At 55.0% G+C, this 26,212-nt stretch carries 17 protein-coding genes; 7 read left to right on the top strand and 10 right to left on the bottom strand.

Translation table 11 applies throughout. The annotated features are described in order from the left end of the window. Positions 1-129: 129 nt before the first annotated feature. The 8 genes from ACW73I_RS08350 to ACW73I_RS08315 all read right to left on the bottom strand — a co-directional run bounded on the left by ACW73I_RS08350 (position 130) and on the right by ACW73I_RS08315 (position 12,293). Positions 130-2,805, bottom strand: coding sequence for a molybdopterin-dependent oxidoreductase (locus tag ACW73I_RS08350; RefSeq protein ID WP_458028795.1), 2,676 nt, complete (start codon positions 2,803-2,805; stop codon positions 130-132). 11 nt (positions 2,806-2,816) lie between these two features. Further along, positions 2,817-4,034 carry an NAD(P)/FAD-dependent oxidoreductase gene (locus ACW73I_RS08345; protein WP_458028794.1) on the bottom strand — a complete coding sequence of 406 codons (1,218 nt, stop codon included), beginning with the start codon at positions 4,032-4,034 and terminating at the stop codon, positions 2,817-2,819. 101 nt (positions 4,035-4,135) lie between these two features. Beyond that, the gene (locus ACW73I_RS08340; RefSeq protein WP_458028793.1) at positions 4,136-5,395 is read right to left on the bottom strand and encodes an alginate export family protein; all 1,260 of its coding nucleotides are present in this window, start codon (positions 5,393-5,395) and stop codon (positions 4,136-4,138) included. 40 nt (positions 5,396-5,435) lie between these two features. Next, positions 5,436-7,202, bottom strand: a complete 1,767-nt coding sequence (locus tag ACW73I_RS08335) for an ABC transporter ATP-binding protein (RefSeq protein WP_458028792.1) — start codon at positions 7,200-7,202, stop codon at positions 5,436-5,438. 10 nt (positions 7,203-7,212) lie between these two features. Continuing rightward, positions 7,213-8,226 (bottom strand): ABC transporter permease, encoded by a 1,014-nt coding sequence (locus ACW73I_RS08330; RefSeq protein WP_458028791.1) that lies wholly within the window; start codon positions 8,224-8,226, stop codon positions 7,213-7,215. A gap of 113 nt (positions 8,227-8,339) precedes the next feature. After that, positions 8,340-9,740 carry a CmpA/NrtA family ABC transporter substrate-binding protein gene (locus ACW73I_RS08325; protein WP_458028790.1) on the bottom strand — a complete coding sequence of 467 codons (1,401 nt, stop codon included), beginning with the start codon at positions 9,738-9,740 and terminating at the stop codon, positions 8,340-8,342. Between the two features lie 401 nt (positions 9,741-10,141). Next, positions 10,142-11,905, bottom strand: a complete 1,764-nt coding sequence (locus ACW73I_RS08320) for a DUF2235 domain-containing protein (RefSeq protein WP_458028789.1) — start codon at positions 11,903-11,905, stop codon at positions 10,142-10,144. A gap of 214 nt (positions 11,906-12,119) precedes the next feature. Continuing rightward, on the bottom strand, positions 12,120-12,293 hold the full coding sequence (locus tag ACW73I_RS08315; protein ID WP_458028788.1) for a hypothetical protein: 174 nt from the start codon (positions 12,291-12,293) through the stop codon (positions 12,120-12,122). Positions 12,294-12,431: 138 nt separating this feature from the next. On the opposite strand from ACW73I_RS08315, the gene ACW73I_RS08310 reads away from it, so the two are divergent. The 5 genes from ACW73I_RS08310 (at position 12,432) to ACW73I_RS08290 (ending at position 21,438) form a co-directional block, all read left to right on the top strand. Beyond that, the gene (locus ACW73I_RS08310) at positions 12,432-13,166 is read left to right on the top strand and encodes a VIT1/CCC1 transporter family protein (protein WP_458028787.1); all 735 of its coding nucleotides are present in this window, start codon (positions 12,432-12,434) and stop codon (positions 13,164-13,166) included. Positions 13,167-13,301: 135 nt separating this feature from the next. Further along, entirely contained in the window at positions 13,302-15,638 is a 2,337-nt protein-coding gene (locus ACW73I_RS08305) for an alpha/beta fold hydrolase (RefSeq protein WP_458028786.1), read from the top strand. Further along, entirely contained in the window at positions 15,635-16,783 is a 1,149-nt protein-coding gene (locus ACW73I_RS08300) for a thiolase family protein (protein WP_458028785.1), read from the top strand. The genes ACW73I_RS08305 and ACW73I_RS08300 overlap by 4 nt, the downstream gene beginning before the upstream one ends. Further along, positions 16,773-19,085, top strand: coding sequence for a 3-hydroxyacyl-CoA dehydrogenase NAD-binding domain-containing protein (locus ACW73I_RS08295; RefSeq protein ID WP_458028784.1), 2,313 nt, complete (start codon positions 16,773-16,775; stop codon positions 19,083-19,085). Before ACW73I_RS08300 ends, ACW73I_RS08295 begins: the two co-directional genes overlap by 11 nt. Before the next feature lie 43 nt (positions 19,086-19,128). After that, the gene (locus ACW73I_RS08290; protein WP_458028783.1) at positions 19,129-21,438 is read left to right on the top strand and encodes an acyl-CoA dehydrogenase; all 2,310 of its coding nucleotides are present in this window, start codon (positions 19,129-19,131) and stop codon (positions 21,436-21,438) included. A 79-nt stretch (positions 21,439-21,517) separates the two neighbouring features. Here the strand turns inward: ACW73I_RS08290 and ilvA are convergent, their stop codons facing one another. Next, positions 21,518-23,170 (bottom strand): threonine ammonia-lyase, biosynthetic, encoded by a 1,653-nt coding sequence (gene ilvA, locus ACW73I_RS08285; RefSeq protein ID WP_458028903.1) that lies wholly within the window; start codon positions 23,168-23,170, stop codon positions 21,518-21,520. Positions 23,171-23,187: 17 nt separating this feature from the next. Between ilvA and rpiA the strand changes: the two genes are divergently transcribed. After that, complete coding sequence (gene rpiA, locus ACW73I_RS08280; RefSeq protein WP_458028782.1) at positions 23,188-23,865, top strand: ribose-5-phosphate isomerase RpiA; 678 nt, start codon at positions 23,188-23,190, stop codon at positions 23,863-23,865. Between the two features lie 65 nt (positions 23,866-23,930). On the opposite strand, the gene ACW73I_RS08275 is transcribed toward rpiA, so the two are convergent. After that, entirely contained in the window at positions 23,931-24,419 is a 489-nt protein-coding gene (locus tag ACW73I_RS08275) for a hypothetical protein (protein WP_458028781.1), read from the bottom strand. A gap of 254 nt (positions 24,420-24,673) precedes the next feature. Here ACW73I_RS08275 and fliK point away from each other — a divergent pair, with 254 nt between their 5' ends. Next, a complete protein-coding gene (gene fliK / locus ACW73I_RS08270; protein WP_458028780.1) occupies positions 24,674-26,200 on the top strand; it encodes a flagellar hook-length control protein FliK in 1,527 nt (508 codons plus the stop codon). Positions 26,201-26,212: the final 12 nt, after the last annotated feature.

Genomic DNA, 26,212 nt, shown 5'->3' with positions numbered 1-26,212 from the left:
GCGTTCCTCATTCGGTATGCCCCAGGGTTCGCACCGGCAAAACGGCAAGTCGTTTTTGGCCAAATCCTAAAGGAAATATAGCCTAGTCCACCCGCGGCGTCTTGCGAACTGATAGTAGCGGAGCAAACCTCAGTCGGTTTGGCGGCCGCTGCCCAACAAAAGCTTTAATTCCGGCAAGCAGGATCCGCAACCCGTACCGGCGCCCAAACACTCGCCGATACCCGCCACGCTATTTAACTGACGGGTCTTGATGGCGTTGAGTATGGTTTTTTCACCGACGCCGAAACAGGAGCACACCGTTTTTCCGACATCTTCCTGGCCTTGCGGCGGAAATCCGCTCAAAAGGCTCAAGCGCTCCTGACGCGATAATGCCGGTTTTTTGAATAATCCGCCCAGCCAACCGGGTTCCGGCAATTGACCGCCGGTACAGAGAAACACGCAGTCCGCCAGCTGTCCGTCAACGGCTTTCGCCAGACGATAATCGCCGGCGCCGATATCCTGAAATTCCAGCCACTCGCCTTTTTCATCGGCGCCCAGCAACTGACGGCATAAGCCGGAAAAATCGCCGGGCCTTGACCGATCGGCCAACTGGTAACGCCAATAGCCGTCGCCTTTGATCTTGACCAGATACTCGGCGTCTTCGATATCGAGTTGCCGCCGCGATAAAACCAAGGCTTGCCAGGCCGCTTGCCAGGGTTTGATGTTCACGGGCGTTTGTTTACTCTCCGGCTGACCCGACAAAGGATCTACCACCGGATTGACCAGAGCGCCCACCCTGCCGCGGCTGCTGAGCTGGCGGCCCCAGTGCATGGGCACGAACAAACTACCGATTTGTTGGGCCGGAGTGACATCGACCCGTGCCAGCATGCTACCCCACCGGCTTTCGATGCAGGCGAGACCGTGCTGTTCCAACCCTAGGCGCCTAGCGTCTTCCGGGTGCACTTCAACCGTCGGCTCGGGTTTATGGCTGTTCAATTTCGCGGCCAAAGCCGTGCGCGTCATCGTGTGCCATTGATCGCGCAAGCGGCCGGTATTCAAAATAAAGGGATATTGCCGGTCTACCCGGTTGACGGGCGCGCGCGGGGTAACGGCGACAAAGCGGGCTTTGCGGTTTTCGGTAAAAAACCGGCCGTCGCCGAACAAACGGGCGGTACCTCCGGCCGATTCCGCCGTTACCGGCCATTGAACCGGAAGCATGGCATCGAACGACGCTTGATCAACTGAGGCATAGGCCGAAATGTTGAAACCGCGCAAACCATGCTCATCGTCGTTTTCAAAACCGGATAACGCGGCATGTTCTCTGAAGATATCGACACTGTTCCGATAAAAAAATCCGCTAAAGCCCATGCGCCGGGCCACTTGGCTGATAATCCACCAATCCGGCTTGGATTCGCCTAAAGGACTAAACAAAGCCCTTTGCCGCGAAATGCGCCGTTCCAAATTGGTCGCCGTCCCGTCTTTTTCGCTCCAACCCGTCGCCGGCAATTTGACGTGGGCCAGTTCGATCGTGTCGGTATTGGCAATGCAATCGGACACGACGACGAAATCGCACTGTTGCAGCGCGCGTTTGACCTTGTCGGCATCCGGCATCGATACCACCGGATTCGTGCCCATGATCCATACCGCTTTCAGCTTGCCTTCCGCGATCGCATCGAATAGCTCGACCGCTTTTAAACCCGGCCGGCTGGCGACCTGACCGCTACCCCAAAAACGGCCGACACGGTCCACGTGTACAGGATTATCCAACTCCATGTGCGCAGCCAACATATTGGCCAATCCGCCGACTTCCCTTCCTCCCATCGCATTCGGCTGGCCGGTCAACGAAAACGGCCCCATGCCGGGCTTGCCGATTTTGCCGCCGGCCAGGTGGCAATTGATAATCGCATTGCACTTGTCGGAACCGGAGCTGGATTGGTTGATGCCCTGCGAATACAGGGTGACTACGTTTTTGCTGCCGGCGAACCAGGCATACAGTTCCGCAAGCGCATACGCCGGCAAGCCGCAGTTGTCGGCAAAATCGTCGAATCGGCCGGCGCTCTGCCGAGCGGCAGCCAGCGCCGATTCGAAGTCTTGGCAATGATCCCGGATAAAATCTTGGTCCAGTGCGCCGGTTTCGGCCAAATAAGCCAGCAAGCCGTTGAACAACAAAGCGTCCATCCCCGGCCTAATCGGCAGATGCAGATCGGCGATGTCGCAGCTCGGCGTGCGCCTGGGATCGATTACCACTAATTTCATCGCCGGATTGTTTTCCTTGGCCCGGCGTATGCGTTGGAACGCAATCGGGTGACACCAAGCCGCGTTGGATCCGACCAGTACGATCAAGTCGGCCTGTTCCAAATCTTCGTAATTGCACGGCACCGCGTCGGCACCGAAAGCGCGTTTATAGCCGACGACCGCCGACGACATGCACAACCTGGAATTGGTATCGATATTGGCCGAGCCGATGAAACCTTTCATCAGCTTGTTGGCGACATAATAATCTTCGGTCAACAATTGACCGGACACATAAAACGCCACCGCATCGGGCCCATGCTCGGCGATGATGCGGTTAAAAGTATCCGCCACATGCTCCAGAGCGCTATCCCAATCGGTCCTTTGGCCGTAAAGTTCAGGATAGAGCAAACGGTTTTCAAAGCCGACCGTATCGCCCAAGGCGGCGCCTTTCGAACATAGCTTGCCGAAATTGGACGGATGTTGCGGATCGCCCTTGATATCGACGACATGCCGCTCGGCGTCGATGACCGTGGCTTCGATGCCGCAACCGACGCCGCAGTAAGGACAGGTAGTCTTGATTGTTTGAGGCATGCCCAAGTCCCTCAAGCTGCGAGTTTGGGCTGATTGAAGATCAAACGATCGCGAAAGCCGGCAATGTTGGTCCGGTTTTTGATCAGATTCAAGTACCAGGCGCTGTCGCTGGTATCGCCGTACATGATCATGCCGACGATCACATTATCTTTCAAGACGATTTTGCGATACACGCCTTGGGCGTAATCCGCCAGGATTTGCTCTTGACAATCGGCGCCGCCTTCGAAATCGCCTACCGAAAACAAGTCGATGCCGGTGACCTTCAGCATCGTCGCCGTCAGCAAGGTTTTATATGCCACACCGATCTCACCGGCCAAATGCCTCGCACAGACTTTTGCCTGTTCATACACCGGAGCGACCAAACCGAACAATTCGCCGCGGTGCTCGACGCACTCGCCAACCGCGTAAATCCGCCGGTCGCTGGTTTGCATGCCATCGTCGACCAAAATGCCGCGTTCGCAAGCCAGGCCCATCGCCCGGCCGAGGGCGATATTGGGACGTATGCCGGTCGCCATGACCAGTATGTCCGCCGATATCAGGCTGTTATCGCTGAGTCTCACTTTTTCGACATGCCGGCCGTCGCCCAGAATTTCGCTAATGGTTGCGCCCAGGCAAAACTCGATGCCTTTTTGCTCCAAGGCCTGTTGCAACAAGCCGGCCGCTTGCTTATCCAATTGCCGATTCAACAAATGGCCGGCACGATTGACCACGGTGACCTGCATGCCGCGTTCATTCAGGCCGTTTGCCGCTTCCAATCCCAGCAAGCCGCCGCCCAATATGACGGCATGTTGCTTGACCTTGGATTTATCTATCATGGTTTGCACATCGGCAATGTCTCTAAATCCCATGACGCCTTCCATGTCGTTGCCGCGAATATCCAACATTAACGGTAAGGAGCCGGTCGCAATCAGTAAACGATCGTATTCGGCAAACGTACCGTCTTTAGCTATTATCTTGCGCTTGATTCTGTCAACCTTTATCACCGCTTTATCCGCACCGCAATGCAGCGTGATTCCGTTGCGCCGATACCAGGCGAAGTCGTGGATCATGATGTCGTCCACGCTTTTGGCGCCGTATAAGACCGGTGTCAACATGATGCGATTGTAATTGCCGTGCGGCTCCGCACCGAACACGGTGATATCGTATTTATCCGGCGCGATTTGAATTAATTCGTCGACGGTACGCATGCCGGCCATACCGTTACCGATGACCACGAGTTTGGATTTCATGACGTTGTGCTCTTACTTCAAAAAAACGACCGCAGTGGTGACGGCTTCAACCTTGGCCTTTAAGCCCGATCTTCACCACGGCGATATAAAACTCAATCGCGTTAAAAACTCACGTTAGCCTGTAACCAGATCTTTTGGGTATCCGTCGCATACGTGTCCGCATTGTAATTCGCGTACTTGGCCAATAAGGAATAGTGCTTGCCGAATTTTTTCAATATCGAGAAGTCCCATTCGTCGCCGTAGCGAATCGTACCGGTATCGTCGAAAAAATCGTGATAGACGCCGGTAATGATCAAACTGTCGTTCATCATCTTGTAATCGGCGGTGACGAACACATCCCGAATGCCGTCGGCCGGCGTGACCACGAATATGTCCGCCCAGCCCTGGAAAGCGTGGTTGGTACCCAACGGGGTTTGGAAAGTTTTACCGGGGCCGTAGCCATTCAATTGTTCCATCGCACCGGATAAGGTGAAATTGTAGGCGCTGGCCCCTCCCATCAAGTTGATGCGGTCGGCCTGATAGTGATTCGGGTTATCGGCGTAATCCGACTGATTGCTCCACTCGGCCGTATAAACCGCGTTGACGGTATCGAAAAATTTCGGCGACTTTCCGTGAAAGCGCAAACCGTAGCTTTGCGAGGACACCGCGTACTTGGCCGGGTCGCGGAAATCCAGCCAGTAACCGTAAGCGACCAGATTACCCCAAGCGCCGACCTTGTAATTCATATTTAAAATCGGCGAATTCATGGTTTCTTTGGTGTTGGTAAAGGTCCTGACGCTGTCGAGGTAACCGACGTTAATGGTCAGTCCGGTAATGCTTTGATTGGTGAACAGGATAGAGTCGTAGACCTGCTCCAGCTGACGCCAGCCGACGTTGCCGATGAAACGGTCGTCGTCGAGCTTGATGCGCTGGCGCCCGACTTTGGCCAGGGTGTCGGGTATGCCGTTGTAACTGAGCCAAAACCGGTTCAAGCGGCTTTGATCCGGATCGGCGACCACGGAATATTGAGTGCGGCCATTTTTGGTGCTGTTGTAGTCTTCGTCCATCGCATACAAACCCTCGTATTCGGCGAAGCCCTGAAAACCGTAAAACACGGGCGACAAGTAGCCCAAACGCAGACGGGACGTAACGGCATTGGCTGTTTTAGGGTCGGTCGCCGGCGTCTTGCCGCCGTGATCCTGATCGACGTTTTCCCAGCGCGTGTTCAAATCCATTTTTATCGCGCCCATGTCGCCGTTATGGTAGAGATTGAATGCGTCTTCTATGTTCTTATTAAATTCGTTGAAGCCGGCTTGAGCCGGCGCGGCAATACTGGCCATGGTTAAAAGTCCGGCCGGAATGAGATGAGTCGGTTTCAGCATGAAAAGCCCCCGTTGAGATCAATAAAAAGTGTTTCGCCAACTAGTGCGTGTGCTCGCACTCGGACAGAAAGGTCAGCAAGCTTTCCCTGTAGCGGTAATAGTCCGGATGTTCCAGTAGGGCCTTGCGGCTGCGCGGGCGCGGTAAGTCGATGTCCTGAATCTTACCGACCTTGGCATGCGGACCGTTGGTCATCATGACGACCCGGTCGGCCAGTAAAATGGCTTCATCCACATCGTGAGTCACCACGATCGCGGTGACGTGCGTGCGCTCCCAGACTTCCATCAACACTTCCTGCAATTCCCAGCGCGTCAGGGAATCCAGCATGCCGAAGGGTTCGTCCAGCAACAACAATTTGGGGGACAAGGCAAAGGCCCGGGCGATACCCACGCGCTGGCGCATGCCGTTGGACAGATCGGCCGCCTTTTTGTACATCGAGTCGGCCAGACCGACTCTGGTTAAATAGTATTCGACGATGTCGTCGCGCTCGCCTTGCGTCGCATGCGGATAAACCTTGTCGGCGCCGAGCATGACGTTGTCGAACGCGGTCAGCCACGGAAACAAGCTGGGCGCCTGAAACACCACGCCGCGGTCGGGGCCGGCGCCGTCGATTTCCCGATTATCCAAAATGATGCCGCCTTCGGAGACTTCGTTCAGTCCGGCCGTCATGGATAGCACCGTCGACTTGCCGCAGCCGGAATGACCGATGATGGAAATGAACTCGCCTTTTTTCAGTTTTAGTTCAAAACCATCCACGACCGTGACGGTGCCATTGCCGTCGGGGGTCGGGTAGATTTTCGACAATTGGCTGAATTCCAGGTAACGGGGTCTGCCCAAGTCGCTGGCGTCGGCCTTCAAGGCGGAGGTATCCAGTTTCCAATCGTTACTGGTATTCGGCCTGACATTCGGCAGTTTCAATCGGTCGCCGGTTTCCGCCCGGTTTTTTTCCATGCCGACCTTCATCAAATACCGGGTGATTTCGGCGCGCAGCCGTTTGAATTCGTCATTGTGATTTAATGCGGTGCGGTCGCGCGGCCGTTCGATGCCGATATGAAAATCCGGACCGAAAGTCGCGTTCGGGCCCGGATTCAACGGGATCACCCTATCCGCCATATAGATGGCTTCGTCGACATCGTTGGTAATCAGTATGACGGTCTTTTTGTCCTGCTCCCAGATTTGCAGGATTTCGTCCTGCAGCTTGCCGCGGGTCAGCGCATCCAACGCACTCAGGGGTTCGTCCAGCAATAGGATGTCCGGATTAGCCGCCAAGGCGCGCGCCACGTTCACGCGCTGGCGCATGCCGCCGGAAAGTTCGGCCGGCTTCTTGTCCATCGCCCGGCCGAGATTGACCATGTTGACGTATTTCTCCGTATGGGCGCGGCGTTGTTCCGCCGGCCAATCCTTGAAAATCGCGTCGACGGCCAAAGCCACGTTTTCATAAACGGTCAACCACGGCATCAGCGAATAATTCTGGAACACCACCCCCCGGTCCGGGCCGGGTTCGGTGATCGGCTCGCCGTTTTTTAACAGTTTGCCGCTATCGGCCCGAATCAGTCCGGCAATCATCGACACCAGGGTGGTTTTGCCGCTGCCGGAGAAACCGACGATCGCAACGAATTCGCCTTCCCGGATATCGAGATCGATGTCTTTCAGTACCGAGACTTTGTCCTTGCCGTCTCCGTAGGATTTGCCGACCTTATTCAAACTCAACAATGCCGGGCAAAGCTGTTTGCTTAGTGGGATCACGTTATGTTCCTGTTTACGCCGGGTCGGCGGTTCCACGATTTTTAAAAGGGGAGCTGCGTTCATGGTGGCGTCCTCAGACTTTGGTGAACGAAAACACGTTTTGTAAGGACTGCATGATGCGGTCCAGGACGAAGCCGATAATGCCTATCGTGAACACCGCCACCATGATGCGGCCCAGCGAATTCGAGCTGCCGTTTTGGAACTCGTCCCAGACGAATTTGCCCAATCCGGGATTTTGCGCCAGCATTTCGGCTGCGATCAGAACCATCCAGCCCACGCCGAGCGACAAGCGCATGCCGGTGAAGATATAGGGCAATGCCGACGGCAGAATGATGCGTTTGATTTGGGTAGCCCAATCCAGGCGCAAGACTTTGCCGACGTTAACCAGATCGCGGTCTATAGAGGACACGCCCACGGCGGTATTGATCAAGGTCGGCCACAGAGAGCATAAAGTCACCGTAACGGCCGAGGTAATGAAGGACTTGGCGAACCAGGAGTCGTCGGTCGTCACGTACACCGCGCTGACCACCAAGGTCACGATGGGCAGCCAGGCTAGCGGCGATACCGGTTTGAAAATTTGAATCAAGGGGTTGATCGCGGTGTTTATCGTGGGGCTCATGCCGCACAAGATGCCCACGGGTACCGCGATGATGGTCGCAATCAGAAAGCCGGCGAATACGGTTTGCAGACTGGTCAATATCTGATCCAAGTAGGTGGGTTTGCCCGTGTACGGGCGAATCTTGACTTCGGCCTTGGGATTTTCCGCCAGTCTGGCTTGATTGCGCTCTTGCTGACGCTGATAAAACGTGTTCATTTTCGTGCGCTCGGCGAAGTGTTCATCCACCAAGCCTTCCGCCTCGTGCCAAACCGCGACCGGGCCGGGAATGGCGCCCAGACTGGTATTGATCCGCGAGGCGCTTGCGCTCCAAGTGCCCAGGAAAATCAGGAAGGCAATGACCGGCACGCCCATGATCAACCACATCTGGCGTAACTGTTGTTTAGGGCTGTCGCCCGCGGCGATTCTGACCACCGGCACAAACCAGGTCAGACCGGTAATATTGAAAAATTTGATTAATCCGTTGCTCATCGTCTTCAGCCTATTGCTATCGTTCACGCCCAAGCGGGGAACATGAACACGTTGAAAAAAGATGCGTCCCTGCACCAAACGAACTCCTTTTTCCGAGCACTCACCAGAGTCGGTTAATCCACGACCTTACCGCCCGCTACGGTTTGTTTGGCTTTCAGGCCGATGGGAAACTTATTCAGATAGTCGTTGGGTTGATTGGCGTCGTAAACGATGCCGTCGATGAATCCGGATTGCGGCGGCTTAATGCCGGTTTCGCCGTCGGGCGGAAAATCGCCGGCTTTGGCTTTGCCTTCGGCGATCAATTCTTTGGCCGCGGCCATATAGATATCCGGGCGATAGACCTTCTTCGCGGTTTCCAGATACCAACCGTCCGGCTTGTGTTCATTGATTTGGCCCCAGCGCCGCATTTGAGTCAAATACCAGATCGCATCGCTGTAATAGGGGTAGGTCGCGAAGTTTCTGAAAAAGGTGTTGAAATCCGGCATCGGCCGTTTGTCGCCTTTTTCGTATTCGAAGGTGCCGGTCATGCTGTTGGCTATCACCTCGGCATCGGCGCCGACATATTGACTTTGCGCCAGCATCTTCACGGCTTCAGCACGGTTTTTGTTGTTATCGGCGTCCAGCCACATCGCGGCGCGGATCAACGCCTTGACCACCGCCTTGTGGGTGTTCGGGTATTTGTCCGCCCAGGCCTTGCTGACGCCGAACACTTTTTCCGGATTGTCTTTCCAGATTTCGTAGTCGGTTACCACCGGCACGCCTATGCCTTTGAACACCGCTTGCTGGTTCCAGGGTTCGCCTACGCAATAACCGTAAATCGTGCCCGCCTCCAGCGTCGCCGGCATTTGCGGCGGCGGCGTCACCGACAGCAAGGCATCGGCGTTGATTTGGCCGGTGGTTTCCTGCGGCGGCGCGTAATAACCCGGCTTGATGCCGCCGGCCGCCAGCCAGTAGCGCAGTTCGTAATTGTGAGTGGAAACCGGAAACACCATGCCCATGTTGAACGGCTTGCCGGCCTTTTTGTACTGTTCGACCACCGGTTTCAGCGCATCCGCTTTGATCGGATGCACCGGCTTGCCGCCCTCCATCGCCACATTCGGCTTCATTTGCGCCCAGATGTCGTTGGAAACCGTAATCGCATTGCCGTTTAAATCCATACTGAACGCGGTAATGACCTCGGCTTCGGTACCGAAGCCGATGGTCGCGCCCAGGGGCTGGCCGGCCAGCATGTGCGCGCCGTCCAGTTCGCCGTTGATGACGCGGTCCAGCAGGACTTTCCAGTTGGCTTGCGCCTCCAATTGCACGTAAAGGCCTTCGTCTTCGAAAAAGCCTTTCTCGTAGGCGACCGCCAGCGGCGCCATATCGGTCAATTTGATGAAGCCGAATTTCAAATCCTCTTTTTCCAGATTACCGGCAGCCGATACTTCGGCAGAAAAAAACGGCGACGATAAAACCAAACAGGCCGATAGTGCCAATAAACGGCTCTTGGACTTAGCTATAGATGCAATTTTCATAAAGGGTCCCAAACAAAAACGACAGAAAATAAAAAAGGCGTCGGCATGTCATCGCCGAAACGATGCATGCCGGACGCCTTTGTCCGGTTTGCTCAACTATGAGCTTGATTAACGACTCGCCCCCACTCTGGAGCGTTACTTAACCGTGAGCAATAGTGATACCAGTTTTTTAAAAAGATAAAAAAGCTTTTTAAAATTATTTTATAAACAATAACTTATTAAAAATCATTACCTCTTAAACATAAAACGAAATTCGGTTTTATCCTGGGCGCAAGCACCACACACGCACATAAATAAAACAAGTCCTTCAATTTTTGCACTTGCATGGTGCGGATACGACAAATTTGCCTCAACGTTCAAGCGCGTGCGTTGCCAGCAAGACTGCGGCGCGCGCAAAACCCTCATCTGCCCGGAAACAAGTCCGTCATCTCGCGGCAGATTCGATCCAAACGGTTGACCAGTTTGTTGCGTGTGTTCATCAATTGAAACAACACCGCCAACATCAGCACGGCCATCCAACTATGCGCTTCGACCACGAAAGTAATGAAGTTGTCGAAATAAACCGGCGTCACATATCGCAAGAAGTCGCCTAATAATTTGAGCGGCCTGTCGGCGGCGATACGGCAGAATTCCGGTTCAACCGGCGTCGAGCAATTTGCCAATTCTCCCGGCTCGAACAAGTCGTGCCGCTTCTGCTGAAAACTGACGAAGGCGGCGTCCGTCAGCTCGCCGGCGTTACAAGCGGTTTGGCCGTTTGCCGGCATTTGCGCGATTTGCACGTGCTCTATCTCGCAGGTATTCAGATCGCTGACCGAAACCGGCGGGTTTTTCCAAAAGATGCCGGATACGAGCAAAATCGCCATGGTCAATTCCACGAATACCCGGTAGACGCCCTTTCTTCGCGCTATGACTTGTTTGGCTTCATTATCCAATTGCAACCATTTTTCAGCCGGTTCGGCTTCGACCGAGCGAATCACCCGCTGCTTGGCCGGGTCCCTGTCGTCCACATCGACCACATCGAATGCGGACGGCAAACCGTCCGGCGCGTAGCCCTCGCTGAATTCCTTGATTTTTCGGTAGGCGCTATAGTGAACGGCAATCTTACCCTTGAGTTTATCGGCGCATAGTTCGACCAAATTCCTCGGCCCGTAGCGATAATAAACGGCCACGCCGTCCCGGGAATCGTAGAGTTTGTCGTAGACATTGGCGCTTTCCTCGATCTCGTCGATATGGTCCTGATAAAGCACCAGGCCATGCGCCGCCGCTTTGTGCCACATCCAGCGCAACGCGGTATCGGACAAACCGGTTCTCGGATAGCCGCCGCCGACGTTGGAATGCACGCCGGCGAACCAGACTTGCTCGACATAATTATCGAACCCTTGCTCGTTCCAGACCAAAGGATGAAAGGTCTGGCGCTCGTCGTCCATCGATAATGCCTGGTAGGCGTTTTCGATGGATGGATTCAACTCGTAATCGTAAAAATCGTGTTTCCAACAGATTTCGTAATCGATCAGCGGGATTTTGAAGCACACATGATTGGACGCCTTTTCCAGCCAGCGAAACGGCCAACTGACGACGACGCTGAAATCCTGCGGAAAGCCCAAGGCCGATACCGTATCCCAGACGCCGACAAACTTGATTTTCAAGTCGCCGCCGGGCGCATGAACGTCGTCCTGCACGGCGTAACGCGCCTTGAAGGCTTGTTGCGCGGCTTTGTCTTGGCTGCGATAACAAACGAAGGCTTCTTCGACCAAGGCTTTGAATTTGACGCTGTCGAACACGCCGTTTTCGGTTGCTTGGCGGATATCGACCAATCCGCAGGCATGAACGAAGCCGGTAAAGGCTCTGATCGTCGCCGCGCCGCGGCTAAAGCCGAACAGAAATATCGCATCGCCGGGGTGATAGCAGCGCGCCAAAAAATGGTAAAGATGCAACACATTCGCTCGAAATCCGAAACCGAATGCACCCGACAAGGCTTTCCGATACTTGTTCTTACTGTGTTCGCTTTTGTCGGTCCCGACGCCTTGGTCGTAAAACGTGTACTGATACACGTCAGGCGAACTGACGTCGACCGCTTTGTAGGTTTTATAGACATTGGTATCGGCACCGTACCCTCCCTTGTTGCCGGTGCCGTCCGAACATAACACAATGTTTTTATTTTTCATTCTGCCCACTCATGATTACAAGATTAGTTTTAACTTTAAGCGAAAATATTGAAAGGCAATCCGTCCGGCAAGCGCCGGAGTTTCATGCACGCCAGACAAAGGTTAACGGGGCGAGCAACGACAAAACTCGCAATCCCGCCGGATTCATCTACAATTCAACGACTTAGAATCTAAGCATAGCCTAATTAAATTAGGCCGGCGAAACGGCCGGCCTTTAACCGGCTTTATCGGCATAGATGCTGTCGATCAACGCTTTAAACCAACGCGGCCTAAAGATCACCACGTAAAAGCAGATCGAGCTGGTAATCGGAATCGGGCCGAGACTGGCAACCATGAAGATGAGCAATACGATTGCGCATTGGATTCGAACCCAGGTCGAGTGATTCATCGTTACATCCTTTGCTGAAATTAACATGCGCCATTTTACAGTGTGCGTATGGCGACTATAATCGGATACCGGAAACTCCGGCAGTTTGTTAAGCGAAAATTCTAATTTAAATCTTGCGTTTTTCGGAGGAATCGAGCGTTGAGACATTTGGAATTCCATCACTCGCATCGCATCGGCTGGTTGCGAGCGGCCGTACTGGGCGCCAACGACGGCATTGTTTCGACATCGAGTCTGGTCATTGGTGTCGCCGCGGCCCATGCCGAACTTAACACCATAGTTGTGAGCGGAACCGCCGGTTGGGTGGCGGGGGCCATGTCTATGGCGGCCGGCGAATACGTCTCCGTTTGCTCTCAATACGATACCGAACAAGCCGATCTGCGCCGGGAAAAACAGGAACTGGCGGAAAATCACCACCATGAAGTGAATGAACTGAAAGCCATCTACATCGACCGGGGTCTCGAACCGGCACTAGCCCGACAAGTCGCCGAGCAACTGATGGCACATGACGCGTTGGCCGCGCATGCGCGCGATGAGCTAGGACTCACCGAAGTCACGGTGGCCCGCCCCCTGCAGGCGGCCTTGATTTCCGCTTTAACCTTCTCCCTGGGCGCTTTTCTGCCGTTGTTGACGGTGATGGCTTTCCCTTATCTACATTTTCTACGCGCCGATAAAATCGTCGGCGATATCAGCGTGCCTATCATGGCTACCGTGGGTTCGATTTCCTTGCTATCGCTGATGTTGCTGGGCGGACTATCCGCTTTGGCCGGCGGCTCTTCCGTTTTGGTCGGCGTTGGCCGTGTGCTGTCCTGGGGCATGTTGTCGATGGGCATTACCGCAGGCGTCGGCTTTTTATTCGGAACGAATCACTTATAACACCCTCTCTCGACGCCGTCTTCCCAAGACATCCCGAATCGCCCCCAGACCCGATAAGAAACATTTACCATCTTTTTATGTCCAAAGCTGAACTGATTCGAGTATCGCCGGCGATAAAGACATTAGAGGGCGCAAATGAAATCATCAGACTACCCCGAAGACTGGCCCGACATCGACACCGCGCTCTACAAACGCTCGGTAAAGCTGTTCAGAACGGTCAAAAACCTGCTCAAGGTTAAAGTAGAGCTGTTTGCGGACACCCAAGTCCTGCAAGGCGACATCTTTTTGTTCAATCATTTTTCACGTTTCGAAACCTTCATTCCTCAGTTTCTGATCTTTGAACAAACAGGCGCCTTCAGTTGCGCGATCGCGTCAGGCGAATTTTTCCGGGAAGACAACATACTGTCCAACTACCTCAGACACGTCGGCGTGTTTCCGCACGACCACCCCCGCCTGTTCGCCATGTTGGCGGAACAAATCCTGCGCGGACGTAAAGTCGTCATTTTTCCGGAAGGGGGCATGGTCAAGGATCGCCGCGTCATCGATAAAAAAGGCCAGTACAGTATATTTTCAAGAACGCACGGCATGCGGCGCAAGCATCATACCGGCCCGGCCGTTTTGGGCCAGGGCGTGGAGGCATTGAAAGCGGCCATACGCCACGCCTTTAAGAACAACGACTTGCGGCGCTTGCAATTCTGGAAGGACAAACTGTATTTCGACAGTTTTGACGCCATGCTGGCCACGTCGCTGAAACCGACATTAATCGTTCCCGCCAACATCACTTTCTACCCGATTCGCTCCTCGGAAAACTTGCTGTTTAAAAGTGTCGAAATGTTTGCCGGCGATCTAAGCAAAAGACAGTCCGAGGAACTATTGATCGAAAGCAACATCCTGCTCAAGGATACCGACATGGATATCAGAATGAGCGACCCGATTGATCCCTGCTGCGTTTGGGATTGGCGCACGCATTGGATCATGAATAAATTGGCCCCCGACATTTCCGATTCGGACGCCGTTTTCAAATTCAGCAAGCAAGCGACCAATTGGAAACAGCGAATATTGGGGTATTTTTTCATTAAAAACGCCAATTGTTCGCGCAACCAATATATGGAAAAGATCTACGCCAACGTCACAGTCAACCTGAGCCATCTGGCATCGACCTTGATCATGAGCTATTTGGGCGACAACCGCTCCCTCGTCGAAAAAAGCCGTTTTTACACGGTGTTGTACATCGCCATCAAAAGCCTGCAAAAGAACCCCGACATCCATCTGCATCGCAGTTTGCTAAACCCGGAGGAATACGGCGATTTGGCCTATGGCGCCAGTCATCGCTTCGATCAATTCATCTGCATTGCCGAGAAAGCGGGATTGATTGCCGAACAGGACGACAGTTACCGTTTTTTACCGAAACTGAGCGAGGACCACGAATTCGATCAGGTTCGCCTGGAAAACCCGATTATCGTTTACCATAACGAAGCGGCGCCGTTGAGCAGCGTGCGCGACGCCGTGCTGAAGGCGGACCGCTTGTACCGCCGGGTACCCCCTCAACAAATGGCCGCATGGCTGTTCGACGACGAACAATTGGTGCTGGCGATCGAGCAGGAACGCTACAGCATGCCGGAAAACGGCGGCATCAAGGATAACGAAACAGCGATTGCCGATCCTTCGCCTTTTTTGATGCGTCCGAAGCAAGCCAATGGCTTCGGTATATTGTTGATTCACGGCCTGTTGGCCAGCCCCGCCGAAGTCCGGGATTACGGGCGCTATCTGACTACCCAAGGATATACCGTGCTCGGCGTCAGGCTCAAGGGCCACGGCACCTCGCCCGACGCTCTGCGCGAAGTCAACTTTGAAGATTGGGAAAAAAACGTCAAGCACGGTTTCGACATCCTTAAAATTCATTGCGGGCAACTCTTCATCGTCGGTTTTTCGACCGGCGGCGTGCTGGGTCTCAAATTGGCCGCGGAGAAACCGCCCGAATTGGCCGGCGTCGTGGCGATATCCGTGCCCGTCAAATTCCACAACCCCGCCTTCATGCTGGTTTCCTTGCTACATAACACCAATGCCCTGGTGCAGTGGGTTTCGTCGTTCGAAGGCGTCAAACCGTTCGTCGACAACATACCGGAACATCCCGATATCAATTACCGGAATACCCCGATCCGGGCCCTGTATGAGTTACGGCGCTTAATCCAACATACGGAAGCGTTATTGAGCGATATCGAAACACCGACGCTGCTACTCTATGCGGACCAGGACCCGGTCGTGTTACCGGAAAGTTCGGAAATTTTTTTCAACAAACTCGGCGCGAAACACAAATACCTGCAAGCGATCACGGCCGACCGCCATGGCATATTGACGGAAAATTTAGGCAATACCTGGGCCGCGATAGACGAATTTTTACGGCGGGTGCAAAGTCCGTCGCATGAGTCTTCAGCGCCCGCAACGGAGCTCTTAAAGGAGGTTGCATCATGAATAACGTGATTATCGCGGGCTACGCGCGCTCGCCATTCACACCGGCGCGTCATGGGGCGCTAGCCGCGGTGAGACCGGACGAATTGGTTGCGCAAGTGGTCGAATCCCTAGTCCGGAAAATCGAAATCGACCCCAACGACATCGAGGACCTGATTCTGGGCTGCGCCTTTCCCGAAGGCGAACAAGGCCTAAACCTGGCCCGCCTGGTCGTCCATCTGGCGAAACTGCCCGTCGGCATTGCCGGAACCACCGTCAACCGCTTCTGCGGTTCCTCGATGCAAGCCATACACATGGCCGCCGGCGCCATTCAAATGAACGCCGGCGTCGCATTCATCTGCGCCGGCATCGAATCGATGAGCCGGGTGCCGATGGGCGGATTCAATAACCTGCCTCATCCCGGACTTTACCGGGATTATCCGCAGGCCTATATCGGCATGGGCGAAACGGCCGAAAATCTGGCCTCGAAATACGCGATCGCCCGCGGCGACCAGGAAGCTTTTGCGCTGCTAAGTCAGCAAAAGGCTGACCGGGCGCAGCGGCAAGGATTATTTGACGATGAAATCATCCCGATCACAACATCGACCGGCGAACGTATCGAGCGGGACGGCTGTTTGCGCCCGCAGTCGACTTTGCAGGCCATGGCCGAACTCGCGCCCGCCTTTCTGGCAAACGGCAGCGTCACCGCCGCGACCTCATCGCCTTTGACCGACGGCGCATCGGCCGTCCTGGTTTGCAGCGAAGCTTACGCGGATGCGCGTAGTCTGCCTAAACTGGCGCGTATCAAGTCCGTCGCCGTCTCCGCCTGCCAGCCGGAAATCATGGGCATAGGCCCGGTTGCGGCGAGCGATAAAGCGCTTAAGCGGGCCGGGCTGGAACTTGACGATATCGACATCGTGGAACTGAACGAAGCCTTTGCCGCCCAAGCCTTGGCCGTTCTGAAAGAACTTCCCATAGCCCCGCTGAAGCTGAATCTCGACGGCGGAGCAATCGCCCTGGGCCATCCGCTAGGCGCAACCGGCGCGCGCATCACCGGCAAGGCGGCCGCCCTGTTGCAGCGCGAACGCAAACGCTATGCCATGGCCACCCAATGCATAGGCGGCGGCCAGGGCATCGCAACGATATTGGAGGCCTGCCATGAATATTGAAAAAGTCGCCGTGGTTGGCGCCGGCGTCATGGGCGCCGGCATCGCCGGGCAAATCGCCAATGCCGGCATAGAGGTGTTTTTGCTGGATTTACCGGCCGGAGCGGGCGCTCCGCGCAATGCGCTGGCCGAAGCCGCCATCGCCGGATTACTCGAAACCTCGCCGCCGCCCTTGATGCTTCCGGAAAATGCCGGCCTGATCCATCCCGGCAACAGCGAGGACGACTTGCCCCGTCTGGCCGAGGTCGACTGGGTCATCGAAGCGGTGGTCGAAGACCCCGGCGTCAAACGCGATCTATACCGAAAACTGGATCAGGCCTGCCGGCCCGGCACCGTGATTTCCTCGAACACCTCGACCCTGCCGTTGAGTGTGCTGACGCAAGGCTTGCCGGACAGCTTCAAGCGCCGCTTCCTGATCACCCATTTCTTCAATCCGCCGCGTTACATGCGTTTGTTGGAACTGGTGGCGTCTCGGGAATTGGCGCCCGAACTGCTCGCCGGCGTCCGCGCCTGCGCCGACCGAAGACTCGGCAAAGGCTGCGTGATGTGCCACGACACGCCGGGGTTCATCGCCAACCGCATAGGCACTTTCTGGCTTCAAACCGCATTAAGGGAAGCCATCGCTCTGAATTTGAGCGTCGAACAAAGCGATGCCGTCATGACTTTGTTCGGCATCCCGAAAACCGGCGTGTTCGGATTACTGGATCTTATCGGCCTGGATTTGATGCCGCATATCCTGCAAAGCTTTCTGCAAACCTTGCCGTCGGGCGACAGGCTGCGCGACATCGCCGCCATTCCACCGCTAATGACCGGCATGATCGAGCAGGGCTATACCGGCCGCAAGGGCGAGGGCGGCTTTTACCGCCTCAAGCGCGATGGCGCCGCCAAGGTCAAGGAATCCATCGATCTGCACAGCGGAAACTATGCTACCAGTCAAAAATTCCGCATCGAAGGCGCGGGCCATAGTCCTGACGAGCTGCGGCAGTTTTTGGAGGGCGACGGCGCACTGAATCGCTATGCCTGGCGAGTCTGGTCCGAGACCTTGACTTACAGTGCCGGCCTGGTTCCGGAAATCGCCGACGATATCGTCGCAATCGATACAGCCATGCACCTTGGTTTCAACTGGCGCTACGGCCCGTTTCAATTGGCCGATCGTCTCGGCGTCGATTGGTTTGTAAAACGCCTGCGCGAGCAGCATCACGCCGTTCCAAACCTGCTGGCGGACGGCCAAAGCCTGTATCGGCTCGACAAGCGTCAGCGGCAGTACAAGAACCAGACCGGCCGGTACTCTCCCGTGCCGCAGCAGCCGGACATATTATCGTTAAGCGCCGTCAAACAAGGCGCCAAACCCTTGCTGCACTGCGCCTCGGCCAGCCTTTGGGACATCGGCGACGGCATCGTTTGTTTCGAGTTTCACGGCAAGATGAATACGCTGGATGCCGATAACCTTCATTTGATCGGCGAGGCCGTCGAACTGGTTCAACGGCGCTTCGCCGGATTGGTGATCTACAACGAAGGCGACAACTTTTCCGCCGGCGCCAACCTTAAGCTGTTGGGACCGTCACTGATGCAACAGGATTGGCCGGCGTTCGAAAACATTCTTCGTCTAGGCCAACAAAGCTATGAGGCCTTGAAATACGCCGCTTTCCCGGTGGTGGGCGCGCCGTCCGGCCTGGCGCTCGGCGGCGGCTGCGAAATTCTGCTGCACTGCGACGCCATCCAAGCGCATGCCGAACTCTATGTCGGCCTGGTGGAAACCGGCGTCGGAATCATACCGGGCTGGGGCGGTTGCAAAGAATTGCTGCGGCGCTGGCTAACGCACGCGAAACGTCCGGGCGGGCCTATGCCGCCGATCGCGCAAACTTTCGAAACCATTGCTCTCGCCAAGGTATCGAATTCGGCATTCGAGGCCAAGAAATTGCTCTTCCTGAGTCAAGCGGACGGCATCACGATGAACAAGGACAGGTTGTTGAGCGATGCCAAGGCCCGCGCCTTGCGCCTGGCGCAGGATTATCAAACGCCGGAACCTTACCGGTTCCATCTGCCCGGCGCTTCGGCCCGGGCGGCGCTGGATAGCGCCATCCATAACCGGCAGCTGGCCGGCAAGGCCAGCGCGTACGACGGCGTCATCGCCCGCCAGCTGGCCTGCGTCCTCAGCGGCGGCGACACCGATATCACCGAGCCGCTGAGCGAACAAGACTTGTTCGATCTGGAAAGGGAGGCCTTCATGCATTTGGTCAAACAGGCCGGCACGCAGGCCCGGCTGGAACATTTTCTGAAAACCGGCAAGCCGTTACGAAACTGACGCGGTCCGGCTCAAAACGGCGTCATCCTAAAGCGAGTATGTCATGAACGAATTTTTGCTGATTTTCGCCGGTCTTGTCCTAGTCCTGGCGACACCATTGCGACGCCGATTACTGACGCGGCCGCTGTTCGACAGAATGCGCAGGCAGCTGCCGCCGATGTCGGAAAACGAAAAAGAAGCCCTGCAAGCCGGCAATACCTGGTGGGATGCCGAGTTATTCGGCGGCAAGCCCGACTGGCGCAAACTCGCCGGCCTTCCCGCCTCGCGCTTGAGCGACGAAGAACAGGCCTTTCTGGACGGCCCCGTCGAGACCTTATGCGCGATGCTGGACGATTGGGAAATCACCCATATTCGCCGCGACTTGCCCGAAGCGGTATGGACCTATATCAAGCGCCATAAATTCTGCGGCATCATCATCCCCAAATCTTACGGCGGACTGGCCTTCTCCGAATTCGCCCATTCCCAGATCGTCATGAAAATCGCCAGCCGCTCGGTTTCGGCGGCGGTCACGGTGATGGTGCCGAATTCACTGGGCCCGGCCAAGTTGCTGCTGGCATACGGTAGCGAACAGCAAAAAAGCCATTATTTGCCGCGTCTGGCCGACGGCTTGGAAATTCCGGCATTTGCGCTGACGAGTTCGAAGGCGGGCAGCGACGCCGGCTCGATGACCGACAACGGCGTGGTTTGTCACGGCACTTTCCAGGGCAAGCAACGAACCCTGGGCATCCGCTTGAACTGGGAAAAACGCTACATTACCCTGGGGCCGGTCGCCACGGTGCTGGGCCTGGCGTTCAAATTGTACGATCCGGATCACCTGTTGGGCGACACCGAAGAATTGGGCATCACCCTGGCGTTGATTCCGACCGACACGCCGGGCATCACGATAGGACAGCGCCATTTTCCGCTCGACTCGGCATTTCAAAACGGGCCGAATTGGGGCAAGGACGTATTCATTCCGCTCGATTGGATCATAGGCGGCGCGGACCAGATCGGACAGGGCTGGAAAATGTTGATGCAATGCCTCGCCACCGGCAGGGCCATTTCATTGCCCGCCCTCAGCGTCGGCGCGGCCAAATTCGTCTGCCGCAACAGCGGCGCCTACGCCCGGATTCGCAACCAATTCAACGTCCCGATCGGATCTTTCGAAGGCATAGAGGAAGTGCTGGCAAGAATGGCCGGCTTGACCTATTTGATCGATGCGGCGCGCCACGTTAGCTGTAGCGCGCTCGACCAAGGCGAGCGGCCGGCGGTGATTTCCGCGATACTCAAATACCAGGCGACCGAAGCCATGCGCCGCATCCTCAACGACGGCATGGACATACAGGGCGGCTCGGGCATTTGCCTGGGCCCTTCCAACTTCATCGGCCGCCTGTATCAGGTGATTCCGGTCGCGATCACCGTTGAAGGCGCCAACATTCTGACCCGGTCCATGATGATCTTCGGCCAGGGCTCGATACGCTGCCACCCTTTCGTACAGGCCGAGATGAACGCGCTCGACCATCCCGATTTCGATAAGGCCTTGCTTGAATTCGACGCCGTTCTTTGGCGGCACATCCGTTTTTTTCTGGGCAATCTGGCGCGCGGTTTTTGCTTCGGCTTGGGGGCTACAAAACTGCTGCGTACGCCGGGGAATAAACATACCCGGCCTTATTACCGGCAATTAACCCGCCTCAGCACCGGCTTCGCGTTGGCCGCCGATTTTGCACTGTTGACGCTCGGCGGCCGGCTGAAACGCAAGGAACGCCTGTCCGGCCGTTTGGCCGACGTTTTGAGTCACTTATACTTGTGTTCCTGTGCGCTCAAGCATTTCGAAAACCAGGGCGCGCAACAGGACGACCTGGCCTTGCTGGAATGGGCCTGCCAGTATAGCCTGCACCGCGCCCAACAATCGCTGCTGGCGGTATTCTGGCTGTTACCGGCAAGGCTTCCGGCCCTATTTTTACGTTATGCGCTGTTTCCGCTGGGCAAGCCCTATGCGCCGCCGCGGGATGCTCTGATCGGCAAGCTCGCGCAGGCGCTGACCGGCGACAATCCGACACGAGAACGTCTGACCGCAGGCATTTATATCAACGTCAAACCGGACGATGCCAGCGGCCGCATCGAAGCGGCATTCAAGGCGGTGCTCGATGCGGCCCCGGTCGAGGCCAAGATCCGCAAAGCCCGGAAACAAGCCGGTTTACCCAGGCGAACGATGACTGAAGTATTGGACGAAGCCGTGCAAAGCGGCCTGATCGACGGTTCGGAAGCGGCATTGATCAAACAAGCGGAACAAGCCCGGGAAAATGCCATCCGCGTCGACTATTTCACAGCGGAACAACTCAGGATTCAGTTGCAAATAACTTCCCGAGTTTAGCCCGCACAATGCGGCTGCAAGCGGCAAGCGCGTCGGATTTCTTAAAGAACGCAGAGAAAAACCGAAGCCTCGCGCCGACTTATGCGGCACCGCCGGCAAACAAGCGGTAAGCCGGATTGCCGGTTTCCTGCCGGTAGGCCAACCCAAAGCTATCCATGCAATGCTCGAACGCCTGGCTATCCGCATCGTTCATTTGCAATCCGATCAATACCTTGCCGAATGCGGCGCCGTGGTTGCGGTAATGAAACAGGCTGATATTCCATTGGCTGCCCAGCGACGTCAGAAATTTCAACAAGGCGCCGGGCCGCTCGGGAAACTGCAGGCTGTAGATTTTTTCGTTCAGTTCGCAAGGCGCATGGCCGCCGACCATGTGTCGAATATGATCTTTCGCCAGTTCGTTACCGGTCATATCCGTCACCGCGAAACCGCTTTTGAGTAAGTGATCGATCAACTCTTGCTGATCGGACCCGGCGCCGCTGCTACTAATGCCGACGAACACCCGGGCCATTTGACTGTCGAAATAACGGTAATTGAATTCGGTGATGCTGCGTTTACCGAGCAGTTTGCAGAATTTGAGGAAACTGCCGGGTTCTTCCGGAATGGCGACGGCCAGCAAAATTTCGCGATGTTCGCCGACTTGGGTGCGCTCGGCCACGTAGCGCAGGCGGTCGAAGTTCATGTTGGCGCCGCTGTCGACCGCGATCAGAGTTTGGCCGGTGATGCCTTGCTGTTCGACGTATTTTTTCATTCCGGCAACGGCCAAGGCACCAGCCGGCTCGGCTACCGAACGCGTATCGTCGAATATGTCGTTAATCGCGGCGCAAATCTCGTCCGTACTGACGGTAACCACCTCGTCGACAAACTGCCTGGCTAACCGGAAAGTCTCTTTACCCACGCACTTTACCGCCACGCCGTCGGCGAACAAGCCGACCTGATCGAGCTCGACCCGTTTTCCGGCCCTGAGCGCCTGATTCAAGCAATCGGCGTCGTCCGGTTCCACCGCAACGATTTTGATTTCGGGACGGACGAATTTCACATAAGCCGCAATCCCCGCCGCCAGTCCACCGCCGCCTACGGGTATAAAAATCGCATGAATGTCGCCGCTGCGCTGGCGCAAAATCTCCATTCCTATCGTGCCCTGCCCCGCGATGACTTCGGGGTCATCATACGGGTGAATGAAGGCCAGGTCTTTTTCCTTCACTAAATCCATCGCATGGGCATAAGCGTCGTCATATGAATCGCCATGCAGAACGATCTTCGCACCGAGCGCCTTGACCGATTTCACTTTGATTTCCGGCGTCGTTTTCGGCATCACGATCAGCGCTTTGATGCCCAGCTTTTTCGCCGCCAGCGCCACGCCTTGAGCGTGATTGCCCGCCGAAGCGGCGATCACCCCTTTGGCGGTTTGCTCCGGCGTCAACGATGCGATCTTGTTGTAAGCGCCGCGCAGTTTAAACGAAAACACAGGTTGCAAGTCTTCTCGCTTCAAGTAAACCCTATTCCGGAGCCTATCCGACAGCGTGACCGCAAAATCCAAAGGCGTTTCCTCGGCAACGTCGTAAACTCTTGCGCGCAATATTTTTTCGATGTATCGGTGCATAGATATCCTTGGTGAGCTTCGCCGGGTTGCCCTGACCCGGAATGTTAAAAACAGCTGAGAGATTGGCGTCAATCGGTTATTATCCCATACAATCACGGCCGCAACGCCGTGGCGCACATCACAGCAAACCATCAGCGGGAATAAAAACAATGACTCAAGATGAATTAAAAAAACAAGTAGCCGCAGCCGCTCTGCAATATTTGAAAAACGTGCCGATTATCGGCATGGGCACCGGCTCCACCGTCACCCATTTGATCAACCAATTAGCCGATTGCGACTTCAAACACGAAATCGAAGCGGCGGTGTCCAGCTCGATCAAAACCACCGAACACCTGAGATCGATCGGCATCAAAGTCATCGAATTGAACGAATCCGGCGATTTGGACATCTATGTGGACGGCGCCGACGAGGTGACTCCGCATAAGAAAATGCTGAAAGGCGGCGGCGGCGCGCTGACCCGTGAAAAAATCATCGCCGGCGCCAGCAAGAAATTCGTCTGCATCGTCGACGAAAGCAAATGCGTCGACGTGATGGGCAAATTCCCGTTGCCGGTGGAAGTGTTGCCGCTTTCACGCAGCTTTGTCGCCCGCCAGTTGGTGAAGCTGGGCGGCCAACCCGAACTGCGTATCAGCAAAGAAAGCGGTCAACCCTACATTACCGACAACGGCTGCGAGATTCTGGACGTGCATAACATGAGCATCGTCGATCCGGTCGGCATGGAACAGGCGATCAACAATATCCCCGGCGTGATCACCAACGGTTTGTTCGCGATGCGCGATGCGGATGTGGTATTGGTCGGAAAGGGTTCGGAAGTGATTTCATATTAGGATTTGCTTTTCCTGGTACAAAAGAAAACCGCCCGAAGGGGCGGTTTTTTGTGATCTATTATTGATTAGAACGCCTCGTCGCCCGGCAAATCGATAGAATAACGGGTGCCATTGGTCACGCCGTAAACACCGAATTGGTTGCTGAATTTACCCACCAAACTTTGCTTATCGGGCGTAAACTGCACATCGAAGTTTGAGACGACTTCAAATTCCTGGTTTGCGGGGTTCGGGCGAAAGCGAATCTCCATTTCCGCAGAACAATTGGCGTTCATGGTCGCTGTGCCGTATACGGGTCCGTTAAAATTCGGATTACCGCTAACGTTCGGATCGAACGCGCAAGTTCCGGATAATTCGCCATCGGCGATACTCACTTCACAACGGCCGGTATGATTGAGGTCGGGATTGTTTACCGCGGCCTGAAACATCACGTAATCGCCGTTCAAATCTTTGCTACGGCATTGATGTTTTTTCCGATGATGCCCGTGGTCGCCATCAGCGTAGGCTTGAGCGGATAACAAGGCCAAAGCGGCCAAAAGCAAGGTGGTTTTTTTCATAATTTTTACCCTTTTTCTCTATTCGATAGATCGTCGTCCGAAATAACGTTGCTATTATTTCGGTTGTTCCGGCGTTAAATTGGTTCGATTTAACGGTGATAGATGTTACTCAGAATGCGGCGGCCAAACATATGCAAAACGGAGTTTTTCGTATGCGAAACGGAGTATTTTTCGGTTTTGGACAATGCTTGTGATTTAACTTAGTGAATCGCGTACAGAAGGATCTCGACCAATCCATTCGGGAGGTAACCAGCATGGACATCAAACTACCTTTGGACGCCAATTTGCAATTGGCCGTTAACAAAAGCAACGACGGCAGCCTAGGGCTTAAACTCAATCAAGTCGTAGAAGCCAAGGTCATTGAAAACCAAACCATGCTGGATACCCTAACGCTGCAAATTAAGGACAAAACCGTTACGGCCCAAACCAAGCTAGCTATCGACATCCAACCCGGACAGTCGCTAAGATTACAAGTCATCAAATTATTACCCGTGCCGGAGCTGAAGCTTATTTCATCGTTATTACCGCCATCGACCGCGCCGGATCCGGCGCAAAATAACGACGAACTGACTCTTACACTGCTCAACAAACCGGTCGCGACGCCGTTACCGGCATCGCCGCCGCTAAAAAATGCTCCGGCGGCCGCTCCGCCTCCGCTGAACAGCGGCCAACAATTGCAAGCGATTGTAATAGCGGCCGCGGATGATAAAGTGACCTTGCAGCTAGCGCCGCCAGCGGCGGCACACCCTCAAACCGGCCGACCGGAAGTCTGGTTGCTGACGCTCGATACCAATCAATTACTTTCCGGCACCGACAAAACGGCCATAGCGCAAAAACCCGACCAAGCCGCAATCCCGCTCAAAGAGGGAATGCAACTCCGGTTAGAGGTAGTTAAGTCAGGAGATAGGCCGGTGTTCTTGCTCAGTTCGGCGTCCGCTAAACCGGAACAGCAAGTCGTCGAAGCCTACAAACAGATGCTACCGATACAAGCGTCTCCCGCAGGCTTTATAAATCAGCTGCAGCAATCCCTCCCGGCGCTGCTGGCCGATGCCTCGCTTTCCGAAACCTTATTGACATTGGCGCAAAAGATTTTAACTAGCATACCGGCGAGTTCTCAGCTGGCCGAACCGCCGATATTGAGCCGGGTTTTCAAGGAATCCGGCCTTTTCATGGAAGCTAAACTACTTGAGTTATTACTAGGCAAGCCCAACCTATCATTGCAAGACGACTTCAAATTCAAATTAAGCAAGCTCATTCAACTGCTGACTCAGGAACTAACAACTCAAATCGCCGACAAGTCCGCATTGAGCAACGAATTATTGAAGGAAAGCTTGGAAAAAGCTCAAAGCGCGTATGCCAAGCTCACCCTTGATCAACTTAACTCACTGCCCAAAGAGGAATCGCCCAAGCAAACCTGGACATTGGAATTGCCCTTTTTTCACAACGGCCGATCTGAAAGCGTGAAAATCGAAATAGAACGCGATAAATCCAAGAGCACGGACAGTTCCGAAAAAAACTGGGTAGTCAATATTACCATTACGCCACCTGATCTTGGTACAATACACTGCCGAATTTCCTACTACGACGACTCCGTTAATACCCGCTTTTGGAGTGAAGTGGCCGGCACGGCGGAAATTATTAATGCACACCTCGACTACCTAAAACATCAATTCGAGACGAAAGGACTAAACCCTGGATTTATGGAAGCGCATCAAGGTCAACCCACGCAAACAGATCCCGTTAAAACACCTATGCCGCATCTATTAAGCGAAAAAGCCTAATCAATTAAGCAC

The organism is Methylomonas sp. MgM2 (assembly GCF_054172045.1).
Note: the sequence above shows the minus strand (reverse complement) of the source record. Positions and strands in the feature narration are given on the sequence as shown.

What these genes read in the sequence shown, in the direction of transcription:
- ACW73I_RS08315 (WP_458028788.1), bottom strand. Translation starts at nt 12,293, where the DNA reads ATGAATCACTCGACCTGGGTTCGAATCCAATGCGCAATCGTATTGCTC.
- rpiA (WP_458028782.1), top strand. Translation starts at nt 23,188, where the DNA reads ATGACTCAAGATGAATTAAAAAAACAAGTAGCCGCAGCCGCTCTGCAA.
- ACW73I_RS08305 (WP_458028786.1), top strand. Translation starts at nt 13,302, where the DNA reads ATGAAATCATCAGACTACCCCGAAGACTGGCCCGACATCGACACCGCG.
- ACW73I_RS08295 (WP_458028784.1), top strand. Translation starts at nt 16,773, where the DNA reads ATGAATATTGAAAAAGTCGCCGTGGTTGGCGCCGGCGTCATGGGCGCC.
- ACW73I_RS08335 (WP_458028792.1), bottom strand. Translation starts at nt 7,202, where the DNA reads ATGAACGCAGCTCCCCTTTTAAAAATCGTGGAACCGCCGACCCGGCGT.
- ACW73I_RS08290 (WP_458028783.1), top strand. Translation starts at nt 19,129, where the DNA reads ATGAACGAATTTTTGCTGATTTTCGCCGGTCTTGTCCTAGTCCTGGCG.
- ACW73I_RS08325 (WP_458028790.1), bottom strand. Translation starts at nt 9,740, where the DNA reads ATGAAAATTGCATCTATAGCTAAGTCCAAGAGCCGTTTATTGGCACTA.
- ACW73I_RS08350 (WP_458028795.1), bottom strand. Translation starts at nt 2,805, where the DNA reads ATGCCTCAAACAATCAAGACTACCTGTCCTTACTGCGGCGTCGGTTGC.
- ACW73I_RS08275 (WP_458028781.1), bottom strand. Translation starts at nt 24,419, where the DNA reads ATGAAAAAAACCACCTTGCTTTTGGCCGCTTTGGCCTTGTTATCCGCT.
- ACW73I_RS08345 (WP_458028794.1), bottom strand. Translation starts at nt 4,034, where the DNA reads ATGAAATCCAAACTCGTGGTCATCGGTAACGGTATGGCCGGCATGCGT.
- ACW73I_RS08340 (WP_458028793.1), bottom strand. Translation starts at nt 5,395, where the DNA reads ATGCTGAAACCGACTCATCTCATTCCGGCCGGACTTTTAACCATGGCC.
- ACW73I_RS08320 (WP_458028789.1), bottom strand. Translation starts at nt 11,905, where the DNA reads ATGAAAAATAAAAACATTGTGTTATGTTCGGACGGCACCGGCAACAAG.
- ilvA (WP_458028903.1), bottom strand. Translation starts at nt 23,170, where the DNA reads ATGGTTTGCTGTGATGTGCGCCACGGCGTTGCGGCCGTGATTGTATGG.
- ACW73I_RS08330 (WP_458028791.1), bottom strand. Translation starts at nt 8,226, where the DNA reads ATGAGCAACGGATTAATCAAATTTTTCAATATTACCGGTCTGACCTGG.
- fliK (WP_458028780.1), top strand. Translation starts at nt 24,674, where the DNA reads ATGGACATCAAACTACCTTTGGACGCCAATTTGCAATTGGCCGTTAAC.
- ACW73I_RS08300 (WP_458028785.1), top strand. Translation starts at nt 15,635, where the DNA reads ATGAATAACGTGATTATCGCGGGCTACGCGCGCTCGCCATTCACACCG.